The organism is Novosphingobium resinovorum (assembly GCF_001742225.1).
GTDB lineage: Bacteria > Pseudomonadota > Alphaproteobacteria > Sphingomonadales > Sphingomonadaceae > Novosphingobium > Novosphingobium resinovorum_A.
The window spans coordinates 3215329-3237821 of the sequence record NZ_CP017075.1 but is presented as its reverse complement, the minus strand read 5'-3'; the positions used below and the strand labels follow the sequence as shown (position 1 = coordinate 3237821).

The following is a 22493-nucleotide window of genomic DNA, read 5'->3' as shown; positions in this document are numbered from 1 at the left end:
TCACCATGGATGGTTACTTGGGTGTTTTAGGGAGCGAATTACTTATACTCGATCAGACGGGCGGGCCGCGCCGTGATGTGCCGGGACTTGCGGCGGCGCCAGTAATCGATCTGGCCCTGCAGATGCGGCAACTTGCCCAGGATCAGCCAGGTCGCCTGAAGCGGGTCCTTGCGCGCCCGGATGCGCAGCCAGAGCACGGGCCAGAGCAGCCATAGCGGCGGCAGCGACCAGACCACGTTGCTCAGGACCTTGCGGCGCAAGTCGCGCCCCGCTTCAGGGTCCTGCGCGCCGCGCATCGCCAGTGCCTCCGCCGTCGCATAGCCGCTGCGTCGGTTGCGCTGCCACCACTGGCCAAAGCGCATCATCGCCGCGTCGTGGATGGTCATGTCGCCCTCGATCCGGCGAATGAGCCAGCCGCGCCGCCGCATGCGATGGCACATGTCCGGCTCCTCCCCGGCGATCAGGGTCTCGTCGTAGCCGTTGACCTGGCGCAGCGCCGCGACGCGGAAAAGGGCGTCGCCGCCGACGCTTTCGGCAAGGCCGATCGGCGTGTTCCACTCGGCCTCGCACAGCCGGTTGTAGCGGCTGGCGTCGGGAGCCCTCTCGCGCCGGCGGCCGCAGACGGCAGCCAGCCCGCTATCGGCCAGCAGCGCGGTCCGCGCCTTTTCGAGCCAGCCGGGAATCAGTTCGCAGTCGCCGTCGATGAAGTGGACGAGTTCCAGTTGCGGGTCGTTGTCGAGATGCCACTGCAGCCCGGCGTTGCGCGCCCGTGCGGCAGTGAAGGGCGCGGCGGGGTCGAGTTCGACCACCGGCAGCCCCCGTGCCCTGACCCGCTCCACGCTGCCGTCGGTCGAGCCGGAATCTACGTAGACCACGCGCTGTCCGGTCCGCATGACGCTGTCGATGCACAAGGTCAGGCGCGCGCCTTCGTTGCGGCCGATGATGACGAAGCCTACTGGCGTCACGGTAAACGCTCCGTGCGGGTCCATTCCCGCTCGCGCCGGGTCACGAACTGGGCGATCAGCGGCAGCTTCCAGACGAAGTAGCCCGGCAGTTCGCGCAAGGACGACCACGGCAGCGCGTCGCGCCCGTGATGCCACCATGCGAGCGACACGCCGAGCGCCGCCGCGACCTGAGCCGCCAGCAAGGTCAGGAACGGCGCCGTCGGTCCCGCCAACGCGAGCACGATCCCCAGAGCGGCCGCCGAGCAAAGCGCCAGCAGCACGGTCGGCGGCACCATGAGGTCCAGCGCCACCACCGCCAGCGCCGGGCGCCGTACCGCGCGTGCCAGCAGTCTGGGAACGTAGCGCCAGGCGGTCTGCATCATCCCATGCTCCCAGCGGCGGCGCTGGCTGCCCGTGCCCTCGACCGAACTGGTGGCGCTCAGGATGCGGGCGCCGGGCTCGACGACCACGCGCCTGCCCGCGAGCAGCAGGTCGAGACCCATCTCCAGGTCCTCGACCAGAGAGCCGCCGGGCCAGCGCATTTCCAAGTACATCGCGCGCGGAAAGGCCATGCCCGAACCCTGCAGCAGCGCCATGCCGGACAGGCGGGCCAGCCCCTGCAGCCGCACGAGGTTCTTGACGAGGAAGGCGAAGCTGGAAACCCGCACGACCGCGCCCGCATCGCGCGGGGCGGCAAGCAGGAAGATGCCCTGCACGGCGGCATCGCGCCGCGCCGCCGTCTCCGCCAGCGCCGTCAGGGAGCCCGGCATCGCCCGGCAATCGGCATCGAGCACGATTACCGCGCCGCAGTCCGGACGATGCTCGGCGATGAAGGCACGGGCGTAGTCCAGCGCATGGCCCTTGCCGCGAAGGTCGGGGTCGCGGCGTTCGATCACCGTCGCGCCCAGCGCGCGTGCTCTTGCCGCCGTATCGTCGGAACAGTTGTCGGCGACCACCAGCAGTTCGTCGTCGCCACGCAGCTGCGCCAGAGCCGCGCGCACGCTAGCTTCGATCCCGGCGGCTTCGTCGTGGGCGGGCATGACGACGATGAAGGACGGCGCCTCCCCGCTCTCCACCGAAGGTCCACGCCGTGCACCGACGAGGCATTCGAGCGCCAGCATCGCCGTCGGCAACCCCGCCGCGACCGCCATCCACCATGCAGAGCCCAGCGCCATGCGATCGGCGAGCGCAAGCACATCCATCCGCTTCCCCCTCTCGCGCCCCCACGGCGCCAGCTTCACCGGGGCCGAGGATAAGGAGCCACCGAGGGGCCGGGCAGCCCTGAAACTCCCTTGGAAGTTCTCATGATCGACACCGGACTGCCCCGGCCAATAGACTTGAGCCCGAAGCTTCATTGCGGATTTTCAAGGAGAGTTGCTGCGTGCACATCGGGCTCTGCTCACATCGTCGGCTGCCGTTTGCGCGCACGATGACCGGACGCGTGACGCCCGGAAGCGCGACACAATGACCGCGCAGGCCCCGAGCGCCGGATGGGCGCCGCTCCGCCCCGGCCTGATGAGCCGACTGCGCGGCGCTGCCCTGCGGGACACCAACGTCGTCGTCGCCTCGGTGGTGGTCACGAACCTGCTGCGGGCGGTGAGCAGCATGATCCTCACCCGGCTGCTGGCACCGGAGGTGTTCGGCATATCGGGCGTCATCGCCTCGCTGCAGTTGACCATCGCCTTGCTCAGCGACTTCGGCTTCCAGGGCTTCATCGTCCGGCAGAAGGACGGCGACCGCAAGCGCTTCCTCGACACGGTGTGGACGGTGGCGGTGCTCCGTTCGCTGCTCCTCACGGCGATCATGGCGCTGCTGGCGGTGCCGATGGCGCATGTCCTCGGCAGGCCCGAACTGGCCCCGCTGATCGCCGCCGCCTCGCTGCTGTTCCTGGTGGACGGCCTCGCATCGACCAGCATGATCACGGCGCTGCGCAGCGGCCGCATCCTGCGGCTGTCGGGCGTCGAACTCTTCGCGCTGATGATGCAGATCGCCGCGAGCGCCCTGCTGGCATGGGCCTGGCCGACCTACTGGGCGATCCTGGGCGGCATGTTCATCGGCACCGGGCTGAAGTCGCTGCTGAGCTTTGTGGTGTTCCCCGACGCCCGGCGCGCCTTCGGGCTGGAGCGCGAGACGCTGAAGGCGCTCTGGGCGTTCTCCCGCTACGTCACGGGATCGAGCATCATCTACCTGATGGTCACCCAGTGCGACAAGCTGGTGCTGGCCAAGTTCATGCCGCTGGACCAGTTCGGGTTCTACGTCCTTGCTGGCAACCTCGCCTCCGCGCCGCTGGCCTTCGCGGGCAACTACACCAGCCGCGTGCTGCTGCCCGCCTATGCCGCGCTGTGGCGCGAGGGTGCGAGCGACCTGAAGGCGCAGTTCTATGCCCGGCGAAGACTGCCTTCCATCCTCTACGCCGCCGCGACCGGCGGGATCATCGGCAGTGCGCCGCTCATCATCGGTCTGTTCTACCACTCCATCTACGCCGAGACGGCATTCTACATGCAGATCCTGTGCATCTCCTCGCTGCTGGCGATGCCCTCCAATGCGGCGAACGAAAGCCTGATCGCGACCGGCCGCGTCAGCGCCTACTTCGAAGCCAACCTCGCCAAGCTCGCGTGGCTGATCGTGATGGGAACCGCGGGCTATCTCCTGTGGGGACAGATCGGGCTGGTCGTGACGGTTGGCACCATCGAAGGCGCGGCGCTGGGGCTCAAGTGGTGGCGCATGTGGCAGGTGAACCTGCTGGACTTGTGGCAGGAGGGACTGTTCCTCGGCGCCGGGCTCGTCGGCGCGCTGCTCGGAGTGGGGGCCAATCTCGTGCTGGGCCCGTTCCTGACATGAGCGACATTCCGGACAACGACACGCTGCTGATCTATGCGCCGGTGCCGCTGCACCGCGATGCGGCGGGCAATCTCTTCGTCGAGGCGCAGGCGGTGAATGGTCTGCGGCTGTGGGCCGCAAACTTCGCGCGCGTCATCGTCATGATGCCGCTGAGCCCGGAGCCGGTTCCTGCGGGCTGGGTGCCGGTTTCCGACACCGGCGGCAAGCTGGACCGGGTCCGCTTCGAGATGCTGCCGATGGCCTACCGCCCGGACCAGTTCCTGCGTCATCTGCCGGCGACGCGTCGCCATATCCGCAGGCTGATCGCCGAGGCGCAGTGGCTCAGCTTCGCGATCGGCGGCCTGTTCGGGGACTGGGGCGCGGTTGCCGGTTTCGCAGCCCACGACATGGGCCGCCCCTTCGCCGTGTGGACCGACCGCGTGGAATCCGAAGTCGTCCGCAAGTCGTCGGCGAGCGGCCCCTGGAAGGAGCGTCTGCGCGCCCGGCTGACTCACCGGCCGATGGCGTGGCTGGAACGCGCAGTGATCCGCCGCGCCGCGCTCGGCCTGTTCCACGGGCGGGAGACTTACGAGACTTACGCGCCCTTCGCCACAGGCCCGGCGGAGGTGGTCCACGACATCCACATCGCGCCCGGCGACCACATCACCGCGGATCGCCTCGCCGTCAAGGTCGCGCAGGCGGGTGAAGGGCCGCTGCGGCTGGTCTACACCGGGCGAGCCGATCCGATGAAAGGCCCGCTCGACTGGATCGAGGTGCTGGAGCGCCTTGCCGCGACGGGCGTGGACTTCCGCGCCCGCTGGCTGGGCGACGGATCGGAACGGCCCGCGATGCTCGCCCGCATCGCCGCCGCCGGGCTGGAAGCGCGCGTCGAGATGCCCGGCTTCGTGACCGACCGCACCGCGATCCTCGAAGAACTGCGCGGCGCCCATGCTTTCCTGTTCTGCCACCTGACGCCGGAATCGCCGCGCTGCCTGATCGAGGCGCTGGCGTCCGGCTGTCCGATCGTCGGCTACGGCAGCACTTATCCGGCGGACCTCATCTCCGTCCACGGCGCGGGCGTGCTCGTGCCGATGGGCGACAGGGCCGCGCTGGCCGGGGAACTGGCCCGGCTGGACGCGGACCGCCCCCGGCTCTCGGACCTGATCGTCAAGGCATCGCGCGACGGCGCGCCGTTTACCGACGAGCACGTCTTCGAACACCGCAGCGAAGTCATCCGCCGCCATCTCGGCCCGGCCAATGCCATGGCGGGAAGCCATCCGGTACGGCCGCGAGCGGGCAAGCCGGCGATCTCCGGGGCCTGACGACCCGCCGCCGTTATCGGGTCCGAAATGGCGCATCCTTGTTCATTTGTATCGTCGTCATTCCCGCGAAGGCAGGAACCCATCTCCTGACATTGCCTGTTGCACGGCTTTCAGATGGGTTCCCGCTTTCGCGGGAATGACTGGCGCTGGTTTCGATCGAGGCAAGGTCAGGTTTACGCCGATGCCAATCCCGGCTGCGCGGTCGCCTGCCGCACACCCGACGCGGGCCGCTGCCGCAGCGTCTGCTGGTACTCTTCCTCCGCCTGATGCGCGGCATAAGTCCGGCTGATGGCCCGGATGGCGGCGGCGAAGCCCATGAAGCCGATCGTCAGGTAGGCCATGCGGGTGGCGAAGAACGTGAAGAACAGCGTTGCCGCCAGCGCGGCGAGGCTGCCGAACACGAAAGCCGCGGGCACCGCCGTCCCCGTCGCGATCTCGGCGCGGCGCATGCGCCACAAGTACGAGAGCGGGGCCGTGAAATTCCACACGAAGGCTGCCAGCCCGATGACCCCCGAAACGAGCGCGAACCACAGGTACGAGTTCACGTAGTCGATGATGCCCTCTCCCTGGCGCATGTCGTTCAGGCGCACTTCGAGCTGGTCACGGGAAAAGCCGACGATCGGGCTGTCCCAGAACTCCTGCACGCCGCGATCGAAGAGGGCGCGACGATATTCGCCGGTCTCGCTCGCCTGGCCCGACAGGCCGAGGGAGTCGGAGAAGGACGGGTAGATGCTGGCCGCAGCGAAGATCAGCGTCAGCGCCGCCGCCGTCGGCGCGGCCTTGCGAACGAGCGCGCTCCAGCGACCGAGGAACATGTCGGCGAGCAGGACCGCGATGCCCAGCGCCACCCAGGCATTGCGCGACTGCGGCGCAGAAAGGCCGAGGAACAGGGCCGCGCAGAGCAGACCATGGCGCATCCGGGTCCGGAAATCGTCGCGAATGAGCCACAAGGCAAGCATGCACAAGGTCATGACCAGCGCGATCGAGGTCGGCTCGTTGAACGGTCCGCCCGGTCGCATGAAGGCACCGCGCACTTTGACCGCGAGCAGCTTGGGCACGTCGTAATGCCAGTACAATTCGTTGTACATCGGCCAGTTCTGCACCATCTCGAATACGAGCACGCCTGAAATCGCGATGCCGGAGCAGGCGAACCAGCGCATCCCCGTGCGCATCGAGGCGAGATCCCTGAAACCCCGGCTGAGGATGAAGTACGGCATGCCGTAATCGAAACCGATGTTGATCGTCGTGCGCAGGAAGTGCGTAAGGCTCGTCTCGCGGGCCGATGCAAAGACCATGACGAGCAGAACCGCGGCGACGCGCATGTCATCGCCGCGCCCGATCCGCGCCTTGCCGGGCGCGATGACGATCGCAATGACCGCGCCCAGGGCCAGCATATCGTGCACGCTGATGTCGAACAGCTTGATGCCGGCCAGCTCGACCGCCTGATCGAGACTGGGAAGCAGCATCAGGCTGTACAGATAGACCCCCGCGATCTCTTCTGACCGACGGGCGAACAGCGGAACCCACATCAGCATGACGAAGTAGAGCATCCACACGTTCGGCAGCAGCCAGGCGACGGCGGGCATGAAGAAGGTGATGAGCACCGCCTTCACCGCCATCTCCTCGCGCAGAGGCGCGCGCAGGCATCGCAGGAACCAGAGCACGCCTGCCGTACTGCAGACGGCGCCGTAGAATCCCGGCTTGGCGACGACGAACAGGATGGCGGCCGTGACCAGCATAGCCACTACGATGAGCGGCATCGCTGACGAATTCTGTCGGTTCAATGGCTTGCCTCCAGGAAGCGGTGCACGGCCTGATACTTGGGCGCCTCGGCGATCGGCTGGCCGCCGTATTCGCGCAGGCCCCACGAGCCGTATTCGGAGATCGGCGCGGTCGATGCATAGAGCATCATCGTGTCGCCGAAGCGGTCGCGCCACTCGGTAAGATAGCGGGCATAGGCCTGCCCCATGCGCGGATCGCGCTGCACCGCCCGGGCGAGCGCCATGTCGGGCGTGACAAGGTGCTGCCCGGCCTCATAAGTGATGTAGCGCTTGCCGTACTGCGCGGCGATCTCGCGCTGCTCGCCCGCCATGTCGAGCGACTTCTCGATCGCGGCGGGCATCGCCGCGAAGACGCGGTCGGTATCGCCGGCATGGTAGGCGTCCATGTCCATCCACACGTAAGGCGCGGTCGCCAGGGCATCGACCCAGTCGGCGGTATCGCGAAAGCCCAGGATCATGCGCGCAAGACCGGCGTTGGCGTTCTGCGTCGCGGCGACCCGCACCAGCGCGCCGGGCCTGTCGGCGAACACCTGCGTCCAGATCCGCATCGTCTCGGTCACCCGCTCGGCGTAGCGCTCCATCGCGGCGCGAGTGGCGTTGCCCTCGCCCAGCCCCCGCGCCAGCCCCTCGCGCTCGGCGTCTTTGGTCGCGTCGAACATGTCGTTCCAGACCTCGTTGCCCAGTTCGACGTAGACCCGGCTGCCCGGATCGAGCCGCTGGTGGACGAGCTGCGCGAAGCTGCGGACGTAAGCCTCGTCGGCGTGGAAGGGCAGGGTGAACCAGGCATCGGCGTGGACCGTGTTGGCAAGGTCGACCATGTCCTCCACCGACGCGCCTGCCGGGCCGGACTGCGAAGAGGTTTGCGGGAGTGCCCGCTGGCTCCAGGTCAGGCGCAAGTTGTCGTTGGTGCGCTGCCAGTCCATGAAGCGCAGCACCCCGAAGCCCGACACGAAGTTCACGAACTCGGGGTCGAAGCGGACGCTGGCGGGCGTGCCTGCCTTGCGGCAGTCGATGTCGCGCACCGGATCGCGCGGGTCGGTGCGGGTAAGCTCGATCCACGCCATCTCGTTCTCCTGGCCGGTCGGCGAGAGTTTCAGGTCGAGGCTGTGCGGCCCGCGCCCGGTCACTTCGACCACGCCGTCGGCTTCAAGCTGGCCGGTGCCCAGGAAAGTGCAGCGCACTTCGACCGGCCGGAACGGCGCGGCGGGCATGACAAGCAGCCGCGTCGCGCTCTGGCCCGGCTCGAGCTGTTTCACCCACCCCAGCGCGTCGAGCTGGCCTGCAGGCATCGGACTCCAGCCCTCTCCGCGCGACTGGAACCATTCGCTTTGCGCGATCATGTTCGCGAAGGCCTGCTGGCGGTTGTACCAGTGCAGCGTGAACAGGTTGATTCCGATGGTCGTTTCCGGCGCGGGCGCGACCCGGACCGACCGCAGTTCGGTGCCCCCGGCGGCCTGCCACGCCCCTCCGACGTAGAGCAGCGCGGACAGCGATGCCGCCCCTCCGACCAGCATCGCCAGTGCCATGCGGTTCATGATTCGCCCCCGGATCATGCCCCGCGCCTATGCGTGCAGCGGCGTTCGCGCCGGGACCGGAGCCCGGCTGCTGCGCCACATCTGGTGGATACGGAAGATTTGCGGCCCCTCGATCAGATAGCGCCGCCAGAGCCGCTGCGGGTTGGAGCAGAGCCGGAAGGCCCACTCCATCGACATCTGCTGGATAACCACCGGCGCACGCTCCTGCTCGCCGGACAGGAATTCGAGGCTGGCGCCGATGCAGAAGCCGATACCCTGCCCGCCGCGCGCTTTGGAGACGCGCCGCGCGATGATCTCCTGCTGCGGCGAGCCGACGGCGAGGAAGGAATAGCGCGCCTTCGCCTCGACGAGGAAGCGCACCGCCCGCGCCGTCTCGCGCGGGTCCTTGATGAAGCCCATCGGCGGGTTGTAGTACCGCACGTTGCGCAGTCCGTAGAGATCCTTGATCCGCGCCACGGTGGCCTCGCTGCCGCCCAGGATCGCGACGGCGTCGTCGGGGGCTATGCCCTGCTCGAACAGGCGTAGCGTCAGGTCGCTGCCCGTCACCACCGGAAGCTCGCGGCCGTCACCGCGCGCCAGGCGGGCGAGGATGCGGCTGTCGCACAAGGTCATCCACGCGTCGCGGTACGCGGGCCACAAGTCCGAACGCCGCCGCAGCAGCCGCACGACATGATCGACGTTGGGCGTGACGATATAGGTGAAGGGCGCCGTGGGCGGCCGCTTGCACACCGCGTCCATCGCCGTCGGCAGGTCGATCGGCGTGAAGTCGATGTCGAGGAATTCGACATCGTCGCGGTGCGCTCCGCGATCGGCAGCCTCATGCCCGGCATCGAGATCGAGCACATCCGGCAGCGGCAGACCCAGGGCGGGTGCCAGTGCGGGCGCAGGAATTTCAAGGCCGGTGATGTTCAGGTGTTCAAGCGACATAGAGCGTACCTCCCCACACGCGATTATGCCGCCGCCCTGCGCCGTGGTCTTCCCGAGCAACTGCGCAGGGTGAAGGGAGAGGCCCATTCCGCCTGCCGAAAATCCCCCTGGGAAATATTCGCAAGGTGCGCGCGACGAGCCGATGCGGGTTTCTCCCCACGGATAAGCACGCCCTCCAATGGGAGAATTTTCGGCAAGTACCGCATGGGGTTAGCTTTTCGACAGACCGGCATTCGATGTCGGCTGTGGGGGTAGACATGCTTCAATCGAACGATTCACATCGGTCGCGCACCGCGCGCCGGTCGATCCGAGCCGTTGCGGCGGCCGCTTCGCTGATCGCCCTGGGCCTTGCGGTCCACCCGGTCGCAGCGCAGGTCAAGGCTGGCAGCCCTGCCGGTCCGGCGATCGCGCCCGCCGTGTCCGGCGCCCAGTCCGCCGCCGCCATGCCCGACGCCGCCTCGGCCACGCGCTACAAGGTGAAGGCGGGCGACCAGCTCGACGTCTTCGTCTGGGGCGAGGAGCGCATGCAGCGCCAGGTCCTGGTCCAGCCGGACGGCACGTTCGCCTTCCCGCTGGCGGGAACGATCCGCGCCGACGGCCGCAACGTCACCGACATCGCCGACGAGATCCGCGGCCGCATCGCGCTCAATTACACGGCCGCACCGCCCGACGTGACGGTGACCGTGCGCGAGACCGACGGCACGCGCTTCTACGTGCTCGGCAAAGTCCGCACGCCCGGCAGCTACACCAGCCGCTCGGTCCCGAACATCCTGCAGGCACTCAGCATGGCCGGCGGCACCGCCGAGTTCGCCGATACCGGCAGCGCAGTGATCCTGCGCCAGACCCGCAATGGCCAGGTGGTGGAGCGCATCCAGCTGAGCAAGCTGCTGAAGGGCGCCCGCTCGCTCAATTCCGGTGCCCTCGGCACCCCGCTGCCGACGCTCCAGAGCGGCGACGTCCTGCTGATCCCGTGACGGCGGTACGTCGTGGCACCCTGCTCCTCCTGGCCGTCGCCCCGTCGACGCTGGGGCTCGCTTCCACCGATGCGGCCGCGCAGGAGCAGCCGCCCTACATCGAGTTCGACATGACGGGGTTCACGGGGCGCAACCCGTTCCTCACCACGGACGACCGCAAGATGACCTCGGGCGGCGAAGTCTCCGCGCAAGGCAGCGCGGGGATCAGGATCGATCCCAAGACCACGCTCGATCTGGACGGCAAGCTCGCCTATCGCCGCTACAGCCGTCGGTACGGGGATTTCGTCACGGGGTACGCCCGGACGGCGATCGACTATCGCGGCAGCGAGCGCTTTTCGGCCCGCACCGAGGGTGGCTTCGAGCGCCTCCTTCCGCTGGAAGGCGGCACCGGCTCGATCGATGCCGCGATCGACCCGGTGAGCCTGCAGGAACGCTACGAACTCAAGCAGAGCATGCGCTGGCGTCCCGACCAGTACATGACGGTCAGCGGCGAGGCGGCGTGGAGCCGGTTGTCGCCGCAAGGTTCGCTGCTGCTGCGCCGAACCGACGCCACCAGCTTCGGCCTCGGCCTGGAGCGCAGGCTTTCGGGCACCTCCTGGGTCGGCCTCGGCGGTATGGCGACGTTCAGCAAGTCGGCGGACCGATCGGAATCGGATTCGGCGATCTTCGTCCTCAAGGCCGGTTCGCGCATCGCGCCGAACCTGTCGATCCAGGCCGAAACGGGCGTCTCGAAGATCACCCGGCGCGAACCGGGACGGCCGAACGAGAACAACCCGTTCCAGCTCACCACCGCCCTGTCGGTATGCTACGATCCGCGCCGTCTGCGGGTGTGCATCGAGGGCCGCATCTCGCCGGTCGTCACCAGTTTCGGCGGCATCCAGCGCGAGAAGGTGCTGACCACCACCTTCGACTTCCAGACCAGCGATCGCGGCAGGCTGAGCGCGAGCGGCGAGTATCGCTCGGTTCCCAGTCCCACCTTCGGATCGGACGCGAAGATCGTGCGCCTGTCCACGACTTACGAGCACCGCCTCGACGACCGCTTTCGCCTTCACATCGGCGCGGACTATGACCGCCGCACCGGCATGACCACCCAGACGCAGAAGTCCTGGACGATCCGGGCAGGCGTCACCTTCCGGATACCCAGCCGATGACCAGCACGACCCAGACATCCGCGCCCGTTTCGCCGCCGGCATCCATCGTGGGCGATACCGACTCCCTCGGCATCTACCCGGTCGAGATCCTGGCCATGCTGCGTCGCCGGTGGCGCTGGCTGATCGCGCCGACCCTGCTCGGAGCCGCCGCAGCGGCGGGCTCGGTGGTGATGCGAGAGCCGGTCTACCGGTCCTACGCGACGTTGCTGATCGATTCCCCGCAGATCCCGCAGAGCCTGATCTCCTCGCCCATCACCGAAGTGGCGGACGAGCGCATCGCCAAGATCCGCCAGCAGATCGTCAGCCGCGACAGCCTGACGCGACTGATCGAGCAGAACAGGCTCTATCCCAGCGAGCGCGCGGCGATGGACTATCCCAAACTGCTCGAGATCATGCGCACGAAGATCGGGGTGAACCTCGTCGCCGCCAACCAGGCGCAGGGACGCGGCGGCACGATCGCCTTCAACCTCACCTTCGACTACCGCGATGCCCGCACCGCGCAGGCGGTGACCGAGCAGCTGACCAAGATGTTCCTCGTCGAGGACAAGCGCTTCCGCACCGAGCAGGCCACCGGAACCGCCGCCTTCCTCGCCAAGCGCTCCGACGAACTGCGCCGCCAGCTGCGCGACCTTGCCGAGAAGCGCCGCGGCGTGCAGGCCCGCTATGCTGGTTCCCTGCCCACCGACGTCGCGCTCAGTTCGCAGTCGAGTTCGGCGATGCGCGCGGAAATCTCGCGCACCGATGCCGAGACGCAGGGACTGGTGCAGCAGTCCAGCCTGCTCGCCGCCCGCCAGCAGGAACTGGAGCGCACCCCGCCCGGCATCGAAGGTATGCAGCGCGCCGAGGAACGCCTCTCCGCACTGCTTTCCACCCATTCGGAAAATTTCCCCGACGTGATCGCCGCCCGCGCCGAAGTGGCACGTCAGCGCGCCCTGGTCGCGCGGGAACCGGGCCGGGGCGAGACGCTGATCGAGGCCGAGATCGCCGCCGGGCGCGAGCGCATCTCCACCCTCGCCGCCCGCCGCGCGGAACTGGTGCGCACGATGGCCGACATCGACGCCCGCGTCGCGCAGGCACCGCAATCGGCCTACGAACTCAACACGATCGAGCGCGAGTACGACAACATCAAGCGCCAGTACGACTCCCTGCGGGAAAAGCAGCTCGACGCGCAAGTCGCCGCCAACCTCCAGTCGGAGGACAAGGGCGAACGCTTCACCGTGGTGGATGCGCCCAACCTGCCGCTGCACCCGCTCGGCCAGAAGGGCTGGATGGTCGTGCTGATGGGCATCGCCGCCGGGTTCGTCATGGGCCTCGTCCTGATCATCGGCCGCGAGATGCTGACCGGCACGATCCACGGCACCGAAAGCCTGCGCCGCGCCGTCCGCGCCCCGCTGTTCGGAGCCGTCGCCACCAGCCGCACACCCACTTTTCTCGATCGGCTCGCACGCTGGCTGCCGGGCCGGGCGCATGCCGCAGCCTATTCGCCAGCCTAAGCCAGTCATAACGGGAGCAGGCCCATGAACGCCGAAGTGCCATTCATTCCGCAAGGCGGCATCGAAGTCCCCGCCGTCGCCGGCATCACCTTCACGCCCGATGCCGCGCACCTGGCCGACAACCACATCGTCGGCCTCGCCCCGCCGAGCAACGAGCTGCGTCCCTTCACGATGATCCGCTCGGCCTTGCTCGACCACGCCCGCGCCACTGGCACCCGCGTCTTCGCGGTGACCTCGGCCGAGCCCGGCAACGGCAAGACGCACATCACCCTCAACCTCGCCATGGCCATGGCGCGCATTCATCCCACCGTCCTCGTCGAGCTGGACCTCCGCCGCCCGGCCCTGGGCGAGCGGCTGGGCCTGCCGGACGACTATGCGGGAGTGGAGGACTACCTTGCCGGTGAGTGTCCCTGGAGCGCCACGCAGGCGCGGATCGAGGGGCTCGACCTTACCGTCCACCGCGTCCGTAGCGCGCGCGACGATGCCGAGGTGCTGCTCGCCTCCAACGCACTGGCGCTGGCGCTGCACAACCGGCACTCGATCGACAGCGGGACGATCTGCATCATCGACACGCCGCCCGCGATCCTCAGCGACGACCTCGCGCTGATCGCCCGCAATGTCGATGGCATCCTGATCGTCGCGGAAGAAGGCCGCACCGCCAAGGCCGCCCTTCAGGAGATCATGCAAGCCGTCAGCCCGACGCCGATCATCGGCACCGTGCTCAACCGTTCCATCTCGCAGACCGCGAGGCGGGTCGATTACGGGTACTACAAGAGCGGCTCCAGACAGGCCTGACGCGGCCGCACACCGCCCCATACCGGAGGATGCAATGACGATCCTGAAGCTGAAAGCGCGCGCCCGATGGCTGCGCGACCTTCCCTCGCAGACGGCGCTTGCGGTGCTCAACGAAAAGCGCCTGCGCCTCTGGCTGGGCAAGCGACACCGGGCCGCCGTAAGCCGCCATGCCCGCCGCCTGCCGGATCTCGACGCCATCGGCAACGACATCGTCGCGCAGCTCAACCGCAAGGGCGTTTGCGTGACCACGCTAGACGCGCTGAAAATCCACGGCGCCGCCGAGGTGGTCGAGACGGCATGGGCTCTGTCCAGCGACTTCGCCCCCGAAGCCCGTGCGCTGGCCGCCGGGGGCAGGCAGTTCATCATCGTTCCGCCCGCCGAGATCGTGCGCAACCCCAACATCTACCGCATCGGCCTGCACGAGCGTCTGCTCGACATCGTCGAGAGCTACATCGGCCTGCCGGTCGCCTACGACGGCGTCGCGATCAACTACACCGTCGCCGACGGGCAGGAGGTCGCCACCCGCAAGTGGCACCGCGACCGGGAGGACCGGCGCATGCTCAAGGTCGCGATCTATCTCCACGACGTCGATGAGGAAGGCGGGCCCTTCCAGTGCATCGCCCGGCAGGACACCATACGCAACGACATCGACGGCTACCGCTACGAATTCGGCGAAGATCCGCTGCTCAAGGCGCGGCTGGGGCCGGACTACATCGACGACATGGTAAGCTGCACCGGCCCGAAGGGCACCGTGGTGTTCTGCGACACCGCGCGCTTCTTCCATCGCGGCAAGCCCGCCACCGCGCGCGACCGGGCCGCGCTGTTCTACAGCTATTTCGCCAGCCCGCCGCGCCATCCCTTCCTGTGCGAACGCAGCGGCATCGATCGCGGTGAAGCATTGGGCATGATCGAGGGACTGGACGAACGCCAGCGCCGCGCTGCGCTATGGCGCCGCCAGCTCTCGCCGGTCATGCGGATGATCCCTCCGGCCAGCGTCTGACGCGCGGGTCACCCTTGTCGGAGCCCGATTTTCCTCGGTTGAAACACCCGTAGTCATCCCCGCGAAAGCGGGGATGACGAGGCTGATCGCGAGCGCAGCATGTGCTCGCAATGACGATCAGCGCACCAGCGGCTCCAACAAATCCACCATTCGGGCCGCGCAGCGTTCGGGATCGTGGCGTTCGAGGACGCGGGCGCGGGCACGCTCGCCCATTTGCTCCAGTTCCTCAGGCCAGGCATCGAGCGCGGCGTCCAGTGCCTGCTCGATCGCATTCACGCAGCCAGAAGGCACCAGCCAGCCGACCTCACCGTCGACCAGTTCCGGGATTCCGGCGATGGCCGTGGCGATGACCGGGCGGCGCAGCGCCATCGCCTCCATGAGCACGACCGGCAGCCCCTCGGCGAAACTGGGCAGCACGAGTGCGCGGGCGGAGCGCAGGGCATCGCGGATCGTCTCCGGACTCGCCCAGCCGTGCAGGGTGACGGCACCGCCCAGCCCCAGTCGCGCGATCTGGGCCGCGATGATCGCCTCGTCCTCGCCGCCGCCGATCAGGTCCAGCCGGATCGGGCGGCGGGCGGCAACCCGGGCGACGGCCTCCAGCAGCAGCGGCAGGCCCTTCTGGGCGCTGAGACGCGCGACGCAGACGAAGCGCGTATCGTCTCCGGGCGCGCCCTCGATCGTCGCCGCGTCATCTGCCGCGAGCCCCGCGAAGAACGCCGGGTCCGGTGCGCAGTGGACGACGTGGATGCGCGGCCAGTGATCCGGGTGCGACCAGCGCATCAATTGCCCACGCCCGAAGCTGGACACGCCCACCACGAAGGCGGCCTCGGCGATCTTGCCCGGCAGGTCGAGGCCGCGCGGCGCATCGAATTCGTCCGGGCCGTGCGCGGTGAAGCTGTAAGTCACACGCGCCAGCCGCGCCACCAGACGCGCCACCATCGCCGGGTTCGTCCCGAAATGGGCATGAAGATGCGAGACTCCCGCCGCCTCCAGCCTGCACGCCAGCAGCGCGGCTTCGGCGAAGTAGGCCAGCGCACGAATGCGATTGCCGCTTCCGCCGGTTCGCCAGGCCAGTTGCAGCGCGCGCAAGGCGGCTCGAGGGTGCCGGGCAAAGCGATCCAACATCGCCGACGCAAGCGCCCCTCGATCCTCCAGCAGCGCCGTAGTGCGGGCCGCCTCGGCGCGCTCAGCTGCATCTGCGGGGGCTTCTCCGGCACGGCGCACGGTGAAGCGGTGGACCGCGAACCCCTGCCGCTCCAGCGCCGCGATCTCGGTCTGGATGAAGCTGTGGCTGATCTTCGGATAGACGTTGCTGAGATAGGCGATCGCCGCGCGCGCGCGGGGCGGCGAAGCGCGGCGTGAAGCGCCTGCCCACTGCATACCCGAATCGTGCCTGAAGGCGAGCGGCGCGGCGGCCGGTTCGATGATCTCCATAATCCCGTCATTATGCTCCCTGCGGGAGCCCACGGCATTGCGGGTTTTACTTAGGGAATTGACGGTGGGAGCCCCGGGAGCGTGATCCCCCGGATGCCCCCCGGGTGCCCACCGTGGGATGAATCGGTTTCACTGCGGGAGACCGGTCTTGTCGGCATTTGCCGCCTTTCGTTCCAGATGGTTGGGCAAGCATCGGAACCGCGAGCAGCCGTCGGCCGGGCGTGGGAGGACGGTCATGCGCCGGGCCATGGTCAAGGGTAGGACGTGGCTCGGTGCATGTCTGGCCCTCGTCGCCGTCGCCACCGTTCCCGCCCAGCACCCCGTCGCCAGTCCGCTGCCGCGCTTCACCGCGCCGCCGGTGGTGCGCGGCGCCTTCGACGCGCCGGACGATGCTCCGCTGCCCCCGGCCGATGCGCAGTCGCAACTGGCGCGCACCTTCAACGCCGCCGTGCCGCTGGCGGGGGGCGTCATCATCGCGGCCCAGCCGTTCTACTTGCGCGCCGCGCCCGAGGATCTGGCACGCGCGACCGACTGCCTCGCAGCTGCGGACTACTACGAGGCGGGCCTCGGCATCGCCGACCAGCGCGCGGTCGCGCAGGTCGTGCTGAACCGGGTACGCCACCGCGCCTTTCCCGCCAGCGTCTGCGGCGTGGTCTTCCAGGGCTCGGAGCGGCGCACCGGCTGCCAGTTCACTTTCACCTGCGACGGCTCTCTGCTGCGCCGCACGCCCTCCGCAGAGGCTTGGCAGCAGTCCCGCCGCGTCGCCACCGAGATGCTGCTGGGCCAGGTCGATCCGACCGTCGGCCTGGCCACGCATTACCACACCGACTGGGTGAGCCCGGCGTGGGATCGCACGATGGACAAGATCGCGGTCGTGCGCACCCACCTGTTCTACCGCTGGCGCGGCACGCAGGTTTTCGAGATGCGCCACACCGGCAGCGAGCCGGACATCGCGATGCTCGCCCGCATCTCCGACGCCCATCGCGCCGCGACGGTCGGCTCGGAAGCGCCGCAGCTGCAGTTCCTGCCGGTTATCCCGACCGGACAGCCTCCCCTTGCGGCACCGACACCGCCGGCCGCGCCGAGGTCGGGTCTCGGCAGCGTCCTGGCTGCACCGCCACCGAACGTCTTCCTCGTGACCCTGCCCGCAGGCGGCACCCCCGCCAGCTTCCGCGCTATGGCCGAGCAGCGCTGCGCCGGGGTGAGCCAGTGCCGCTTCATCGGCTGGACCGACGCCGCCCGCACCCCCCGCGCTCTGCCGATGCCCGGCAGTTCGGTCGATGCGATTACCTTCATCTTCGAGCGCCGCAGCACCGCCACCGCGCCCGAGAACCTGCGCTGGGACTGCACCCGCTTCGCGCCTGAAGGCACGGGGCATTGCATCTGATGCGCAGGGGATGCCCCCTTCCGAAAAGTTCGACCGACCTTTGCCGAATTCCGCCGGGACGGCCCGGAACCTAGACATTCCATCGAGGGAGAAATCGCAACGTGTCGGCAGCCCAGCATGGACCTTATCGCCGGGAAATAGACGGACTGCGCGCCATCGCGGTGCTGGCCGTCGTGCTCTACCACTTCGCGGTGCCGGGCCTGAAGGCGGGTTTCGTCGGCGTCGACGTGTTCTTCGTGATCTCCGGCTTCCTGATCGGCGGGATGCTGTGGTTCGAGCTGCTGGATGCGGGCCGGATCGACCTCGGCCAGTTCTACCTGCGCCGCATCCGCCGCCTGGCGCCCGCCTTCTTCGCGATGGGCGCCGCCAGCGCAGTGATCGGCTGGTTCGTGCTGCTCCCCTACGAGCTGCGCAACTTCGGCAAGGAACTGATCGCGTCCAGCCTGTGGATGTCCAATGTCCTGTTCTACCGCGAGGCGGGCTACTTCGATTTCGGCGCCGACAGCCGGGTGCTGCTGCACACCTGGTCGCTTTCGGTGGAGGAGCAGTTCTACATCTTCCTGCCGCTGCTGCTGACCGTGCTCGCACTCGCGCGTGTCGGGCCGAGGGTGATCCTGGGCGTGCTGATCGCGGTCTGGGCAGGCTCGCTGCTGGCCTGCGTGGCCATGACCGCCGGCTATCCGGTGATGACCTTCTACCTCTTCCCGTTCCGCGCGTGGGAAATGCTGTCGGGCGTGCTGCTGGCGATCGCGCTGCGCGGCGCGGCGCTGACCCCGCGCCTGCAGGCCGTGCTGGCAAGCGCCGGGTTCCTGCTGCTCGCCGCCTCCTTCCTGCTGATCGACAGCGCAGGCTTCCCCGGCTGGCAGGCCCTGCTTCCAGTGGCGGGCAGCGCCGCGCTGCTGGCGGGAGCGACCAATGCAAGAGGCAACCCCGGCACCGTGCTCTCGCACCCGGCGATGGTCTTCGTCGGGCTGATCTCCTACTCGCTGTATCTGTGGCATTGGCCGCTGCTGATCCTCTCGCGGTACTGGCGCGGGCACTATGCCTCACCGCTGGAGACCGCCGCATGGCTGGCGCTGGTCTTCGTCGTCGCGGCGCTGAGCTGGCGCTTCGTCGAGCAGCCCTTCCGCCGCAGCCGCCGCGTCACCTCGCCGGTGCTGCTGGGCAGCGCAGCCGTGGCCGCCGGCGCGACCCTCGCGGTCGGCGCGGTGACGTTCCTCGCCAACGGCCTGCCCGACCGCTTCTCCCCCGAAACGCAAGTCTACATCGCCGCCTCGAGCGGATTCCTGCAGGACACCAGCCGCTGCCGCCATCCAGAGAACGGCCCGCTCGCCGGTATCCGCACATGCGCCATCGGCCCCGACGGCCCGCCCGAGGTGCTGATCTGGGGCGACAGCCACTTGCGCGCGCAGATGGACGGCCTCGCCATGGCCGCGCGCGAGGCGGGGCGGCCCGGCATCATCATCTGGCGCGCCGGATGCCCGCCGCTGTTCGGCCTCGCCAAGCAGGAGAGCGCATCGACGCCCGATCAGGACGTCCTCTGCGCCGAGGAGAACCGGCGCATCCGCGCGGCGATCCGGCAATATCCCGGCATCCGCCGCCTGCTGCTGGTCGGCCGCTGGGCCTACTACGCCGACGGCCGGGGCGTGGGCCGCGACGCTCACAACCTCATTACCCTCTCCCCCGATGCCGGGTCCGGCCTCCCGCAGGGGGACGGACAGGCCGCCTTGTTCGGCGCCGCGCTCAAGCTCACGGTGGCGGAGTTGAACGGCGAGGGCCGCGAGGTCTACCTCATGCGCCAGGTCCCCGAACTGCCCCAGTTCGACAGCATCCGCGTCGCCCGCGATCTCGCCTACGGACGGCTTACCCCCGATCAGGCGCGCACGCTCGCCAGCGTGCAGATGGCCCCCCTGCGCGATCGCAACCGTCAGGCGGAAGCACCGATCGACCAGCTCGTCGCCGACCGGCAGGTGCGCCTGATCGACCCATGGCCACGGCTCTGCCACGGCAGTTGCAGCGGCATGGTAAAAGGCGCTTCGCTCTATTTCGACAACAACCACATGACTTACGAGGGCTCGGTGCGCCTGCGCGACCTGTTCGTGCCGTTCCTCCTCGGCACCGGCCCCACAACCATAGCGGCGGCAGGCCGGTGACCCCGGGCGAACTCACCGAAAAACATTGGGACGTCATCGTCATCGGCACCGGCATCGGCGGGGGTACGATCGGCCGCCGCCTTGCCGAGCGCGGCCTTTCGGTCCTGTTCGTAGAGAAGGGCCGCGCCGGACACCGCGCCGAGCAGAACCACATGGCAAGCGACGAGATCACCGATCCCGTCGCCCGCCTCGTGCGCGGATCGTGGCCCGAGACCATCCACGCCCGCATCGAGGGAGAGGAACACCGCGTCCATCCCGCGATAGGCGCCGCCGTTGGCGGCTCTTCCGTCTTCTACGCCGCCACGCTCGAACGGCCCGAGCCGCACGATCTCGACCACAGCGCCGAGCGCCCGCACCCCACTAACGGTTGGCCGGTCAGCTTCTCTGCGATGCTCCCCTACTTCGACGCGGCGCAGGCCCTGTTCGAGGTGCGCGGTCAGCCGGACCCGCTCGCCCCCCACCCGACACCCAACCTCACGGCAGGCCCCGCGATGTGCGAGGGCGATGCCCGGCTGATGGAGGGCATGCGCCGCTCCGGCCTGCACCCCTACCAGTTGCACAGCGCGATGCGCGGCCTCGACGGCTGCGGCTCGTGCCTCGGCCGCAAGTGCCCCCGCCCCTGCAAGCTGGACGGCCGCTCTGCAGGGGTCGAGCCCGCTCTCGCCACCGGCCGCGCCGCCATAGCCGATCGCTGCGAGGTTACCGAACTGCGCGGTGACGATATCCGTGTCACCCGCGTCGTCGCCCGCCGCGATGGCGAGACGCTGGAGTTCACTGCGTCCCACGTGGTGCTGGCCGCAGGCGCACTGTCCTCGCCGCGCATTCTGCTCGCCTCGCGCTCGGACTGGGCCGAGGGCTGCGGGAACGCGCGCGGCCAGGTCGGGCGATACCTGATGTTCCACCTCAACGAGATGTTCGCACTCTGGCCCCGGCGCGGCGAGGGCTATGCCGAGGCCGCCAAGTCCATCGGTTTTCGCGACCTCTACTATGCCGAGGGGCACCGCTTCGGCATGGTGCAGGCGATGGGGCTGGATGCAGGCGAAGGCGAGATTCTCAGTTACCTGCGCGGCAAGATCGACCGCAGCCCGCTGCGCCGCCTGCCGGGCACTCACCAGATGGCGCGCATCCCGGCCAAAGTAGCGGCGCGACTGCTGGGACAGGCCAAGGTCTTCGTCGGCCTGCTGGAAGACAGGCCTTATGCCGAGAACCGCGTCACGACCGACCCTGACCGTCCCGGCGGCATCCTGATCGATTACCGCTTCAGCCCCGAACTGCACCAGCGCCGCAAGCGCTTCCGCAAACTGATCCGCACTGCGCTGGGGCTGCGGCGCACGCTGTTCCTGACTTACCAGCCGGAGCTGAACTTCGGCCACCCCTGCGGCAGCCTGCGCATGGGGACCGATCCCGCGAAGTCCGTTGTCGATGCCGATTGCCGGGTTCACGGCATGCGCAACCTGTGGGTGGCCGACGCCTCGTTCATGCCGACCTCGATGGGGGTCAACCCCAGCCTGACCATCGCCGCCAACGCGCTGCGCGTCGGCGATGCGATTCTCAAGGCTGCGGGAACATCGGACCTGGAACACCGTGCCATGAGCCTCGTGTCATGACGCTGGCCATCGTCACCGGGGCCGGTCAGGGCCTTGGCCGCGCGCTGGCGCTGGAACTCGTCGCGCGCGGCTGCATTGTCGCGGGCCTCGCCCGCAGCGAGAGCGACCTTGCCGCCACGTCGAAGCTGTGCGCCGCCGCCGGGGCGTTCCACCCCATAGCCTGCGACGTATCCGATTACGACGCCCTGCGCGGCGCCTTCGACGCGATCCGCCGCCTCGGCCCGATCGCCATCCTCATCAACAACGCCGCCGTCTACCCCCGCCGCGATTTCCTCGACGAGACGCCCGAAAGCTTCATGCACACGATGGCGATCAACCTGGGCGGCATGGTCGCCTGCAGCCGCCTCGCGCTGGAGGACATGGTGAGCCGGGGCACCGGCCGCATCGTCAACGTTACCAGCTTCGCCGACCTCGCGCCGATCCCGGCGAGCGGCGCCTACTCGGTCTCCAAGGGCGCGGGACGAATCTTCACCCGCGCACTGGTCGCGGACCTCGAGGGGCGCTTTCCGGACATCGTGATCAGCGACTGGATCCCCGGTGCCCTGCGCACCGCGATGGGCCTGCCCGACGGCATTCACCCGGCCGACGCAGCCCGCTGGGGCGCCGAACTCGCGCTGTCGAGCGATCCCTCGCTGAACGGCACCCTGTGGGAGCGCAACAACGAGGTCCTGGAGCCGCAATCGCTCAAGCGCCGAGTATTCAACCGCCTGATGCTGCGCCCAGCGCCGACGCCGAGGATGCTCTGCGCTGCGTGAGCCATAGAGGTAGCGGGAACGGGATGAGCCACCGCCTTCCGCTTGGCACCAGGCCTCAGAACTTTTTTGCGGTGATCTCCTTGAGCATGGCGTTATCCAGCATCGCATCGGCCAGAAGACGCTTCAGCCGAGAGTTCTCTTCTTCCAGCGAACGCAGCCGTCGGGCTTCGGAAACCTCCAGGCCGCCATACTTGGCCTTCCACTTGTAAAACGTCGCGGAGCTGACCCCATGGCGGCGGCACACGTCCGCCGTCGCCATTCCGGCCTCCTGCTCCTTCGATACCGCGATGATCTGTTCCTCGCTGAACCTGCTCCGCTTCATATCCACCCGACTCCTTCAAGGGGCGGACTCTACTCAAATCTGGAGGAAATCCACGGGCTCAGGCCAGCGGCTCTGCCGACGATACACCGCAGT

The 22493-nt window shown here is 68.6% G+C and carries 17 protein-coding genes and 1 pseudogene; 11 read left to right on the top strand and 7 right to left on the bottom strand.

Going from position 1 to position 22493, the window contains the following annotated elements:
* Positions 1-38: 38 nt before the first annotated feature.
* Positions 39-965, bottom strand: coding sequence for a glycosyltransferase family 2 protein (locus BES08_RS15105; protein WP_156799879.1), 927 nt, complete (start codon positions 963-965; stop codon positions 39-41).
* The gene (locus BES08_RS15100; RefSeq protein ID WP_069708798.1) at positions 962-2146 is read right to left on the bottom strand and encodes a glycosyltransferase family 2 protein; all 1185 of its coding nucleotides are present in this window, start codon (positions 2144-2146) and stop codon (positions 962-964) included. The genes BES08_RS15105 and BES08_RS15100 overlap by 4 nt, the downstream gene beginning before the upstream one ends.
* Before the next feature lie 262 nt (positions 2147-2408).
* Here BES08_RS15100 and BES08_RS15095 point away from each other — a divergent pair, with 262 nt between their 5' ends.
* Positions 2409-3785 (top strand): oligosaccharide flippase family protein, encoded by a 1377-nt coding sequence (locus BES08_RS15095; protein WP_008830605.1) that lies wholly within the window; start codon positions 2409-2411, stop codon positions 3783-3785.
* Positions 3782-5086, top strand: coding sequence for a glycosyltransferase (locus BES08_RS15090; protein WP_069708797.1), 1305 nt, complete (start codon positions 3782-3784; stop codon positions 5084-5086). The genes BES08_RS15095 and BES08_RS15090 overlap by 4 nt, the downstream gene beginning before the upstream one ends.
* 173 nt (positions 5087-5259) lie before the next feature.
* Here BES08_RS15090 and BES08_RS15085 read toward each other — a convergent pair whose 3' ends face one another.
* From BES08_RS15085 to BES08_RS15075, 3 genes are read right to left on the bottom strand one after another with little or no spacing between them, the layout of a single operon-like run.
* On the bottom strand, positions 5260-6846 hold the full coding sequence (locus BES08_RS15085) for an O-antigen ligase family protein (RefSeq protein ID WP_069708796.1): 1587 nt from the start codon (positions 6844-6846) through the stop codon (positions 5260-5262).
* A gap of 20 nt (positions 6847-6866) precedes the next feature.
* Complete coding sequence (locus BES08_RS15080) at positions 6867-8402, bottom strand: hypothetical protein (protein WP_083274696.1); 1536 nt, start codon at positions 8400-8402, stop codon at positions 6867-6869.
* A 27-nt stretch (positions 8403-8429) separates the two neighbouring features.
* Complete coding sequence (locus BES08_RS15075; protein ID WP_069708795.1) at positions 8430-9329, bottom strand: WecB/TagA/CpsF family glycosyltransferase; 900 nt, start codon at positions 9327-9329, stop codon at positions 8430-8432.
* A gap of 257 nt (positions 9330-9586) precedes the next feature.
* Between BES08_RS15075 and BES08_RS15070 the strand changes: the two genes are divergently transcribed.
* Genes BES08_RS15070 through BES08_RS15050 form a run of 5 tightly spaced genes read left to right on the top strand, consistent with a single transcriptional unit; the run spans position 9587 to position 14742 of the window.
* Positions 9587-10303: a polysaccharide biosynthesis/export family protein gene (locus tag BES08_RS15070; protein ID WP_231958049.1), complete on the top strand. Its 717-nt coding sequence runs from the start codon at positions 9587-9589 to the stop codon at positions 10301-10303.
* Positions 10300-11454 carry a hypothetical protein gene (locus tag BES08_RS15065; protein WP_231958046.1) on the top strand — a complete coding sequence of 385 codons (1155 nt, stop codon included), beginning with the start codon at positions 10300-10302 and terminating at the stop codon, positions 11452-11454. Before BES08_RS15070 ends, BES08_RS15065 begins: the two co-directional genes overlap by 4 nt.
* Positions 11451-12947 (top strand): GumC family protein, encoded by a 1497-nt coding sequence (locus tag BES08_RS15060; protein ID WP_069708794.1) that lies wholly within the window; start codon positions 11451-11453, stop codon positions 12945-12947. The genes BES08_RS15065 and BES08_RS15060 overlap by 4 nt, the downstream gene beginning before the upstream one ends.
* Positions 12948-12971: 24 nt before the next feature.
* Positions 12972-13742: a CpsD/CapB family tyrosine-protein kinase gene (locus BES08_RS15055; RefSeq protein WP_008828313.1), complete on the top strand. Its 771-nt coding sequence runs from the start codon at positions 12972-12974 to the stop codon at positions 13740-13742.
* Between the two features lie 34 nt (positions 13743-13776).
* Positions 13777-14742 (top strand): phytanoyl-CoA dioxygenase family protein, encoded by a 966-nt coding sequence (locus BES08_RS15050; RefSeq protein ID WP_069708793.1) that lies wholly within the window; start codon positions 13777-13779, stop codon positions 14740-14742.
* Positions 14743-14859: 117 nt separating this feature from the next.
* Here BES08_RS15050 and BES08_RS15045 read toward each other — a convergent pair whose 3' ends face one another.
* Positions 14860-16176 (bottom strand): glycosyltransferase family 4 protein, encoded by a 1317-nt coding sequence (locus BES08_RS15045; RefSeq protein WP_083274694.1) that lies wholly within the window; start codon positions 16174-16176, stop codon positions 14860-14862.
* Positions 16177-16411: 235 nt separating this feature from the next.
* Between BES08_RS15045 and BES08_RS15040 the strand changes: the two genes are divergently transcribed.
* From BES08_RS15040 to BES08_RS15025, 4 genes are all read left to right on the top strand, one after another.
* A complete protein-coding gene (locus BES08_RS15040; protein WP_069709283.1) occupies positions 16412-17563 on the top strand; it encodes a cell wall hydrolase in 1152 nt (383 codons plus the stop codon).
* Between the two features lie 101 nt (positions 17564-17664).
* The gene (locus BES08_RS15035; protein WP_069708792.1) at positions 17665-19716 is read left to right on the top strand and encodes an acyltransferase family protein; all 2052 of its coding nucleotides are present in this window, start codon (positions 17665-17667) and stop codon (positions 19714-19716) included.
* Positions 19713-21323: a GMC oxidoreductase gene (locus BES08_RS15030; protein WP_069708791.1), complete on the top strand. Its 1611-nt coding sequence runs from the start codon at positions 19713-19715 to the stop codon at positions 21321-21323. Before BES08_RS15035 ends, BES08_RS15030 begins: the two co-directional genes overlap by 4 nt.
* Complete coding sequence (locus BES08_RS15025; protein WP_069708790.1) at positions 21320-22078, top strand: SDR family NAD(P)-dependent oxidoreductase; 759 nt, start codon at positions 21320-21322, stop codon at positions 22076-22078. The genes BES08_RS15030 and BES08_RS15025 overlap by 4 nt, the downstream gene beginning before the upstream one ends.
* Here BES08_RS15025 and BES08_RS15020 read toward each other — a convergent pair.
* Positions 21991-22400 (bottom strand): annotated as a pseudogene (locus BES08_RS15020) (transposase); the annotation flags it as partial. The gene BES08_RS15025 and the pseudogene BES08_RS15020 overlap by 88 nt on opposite strands.
* Between the last annotated feature and the right edge of the window lie 93 nt (positions 22401-22493).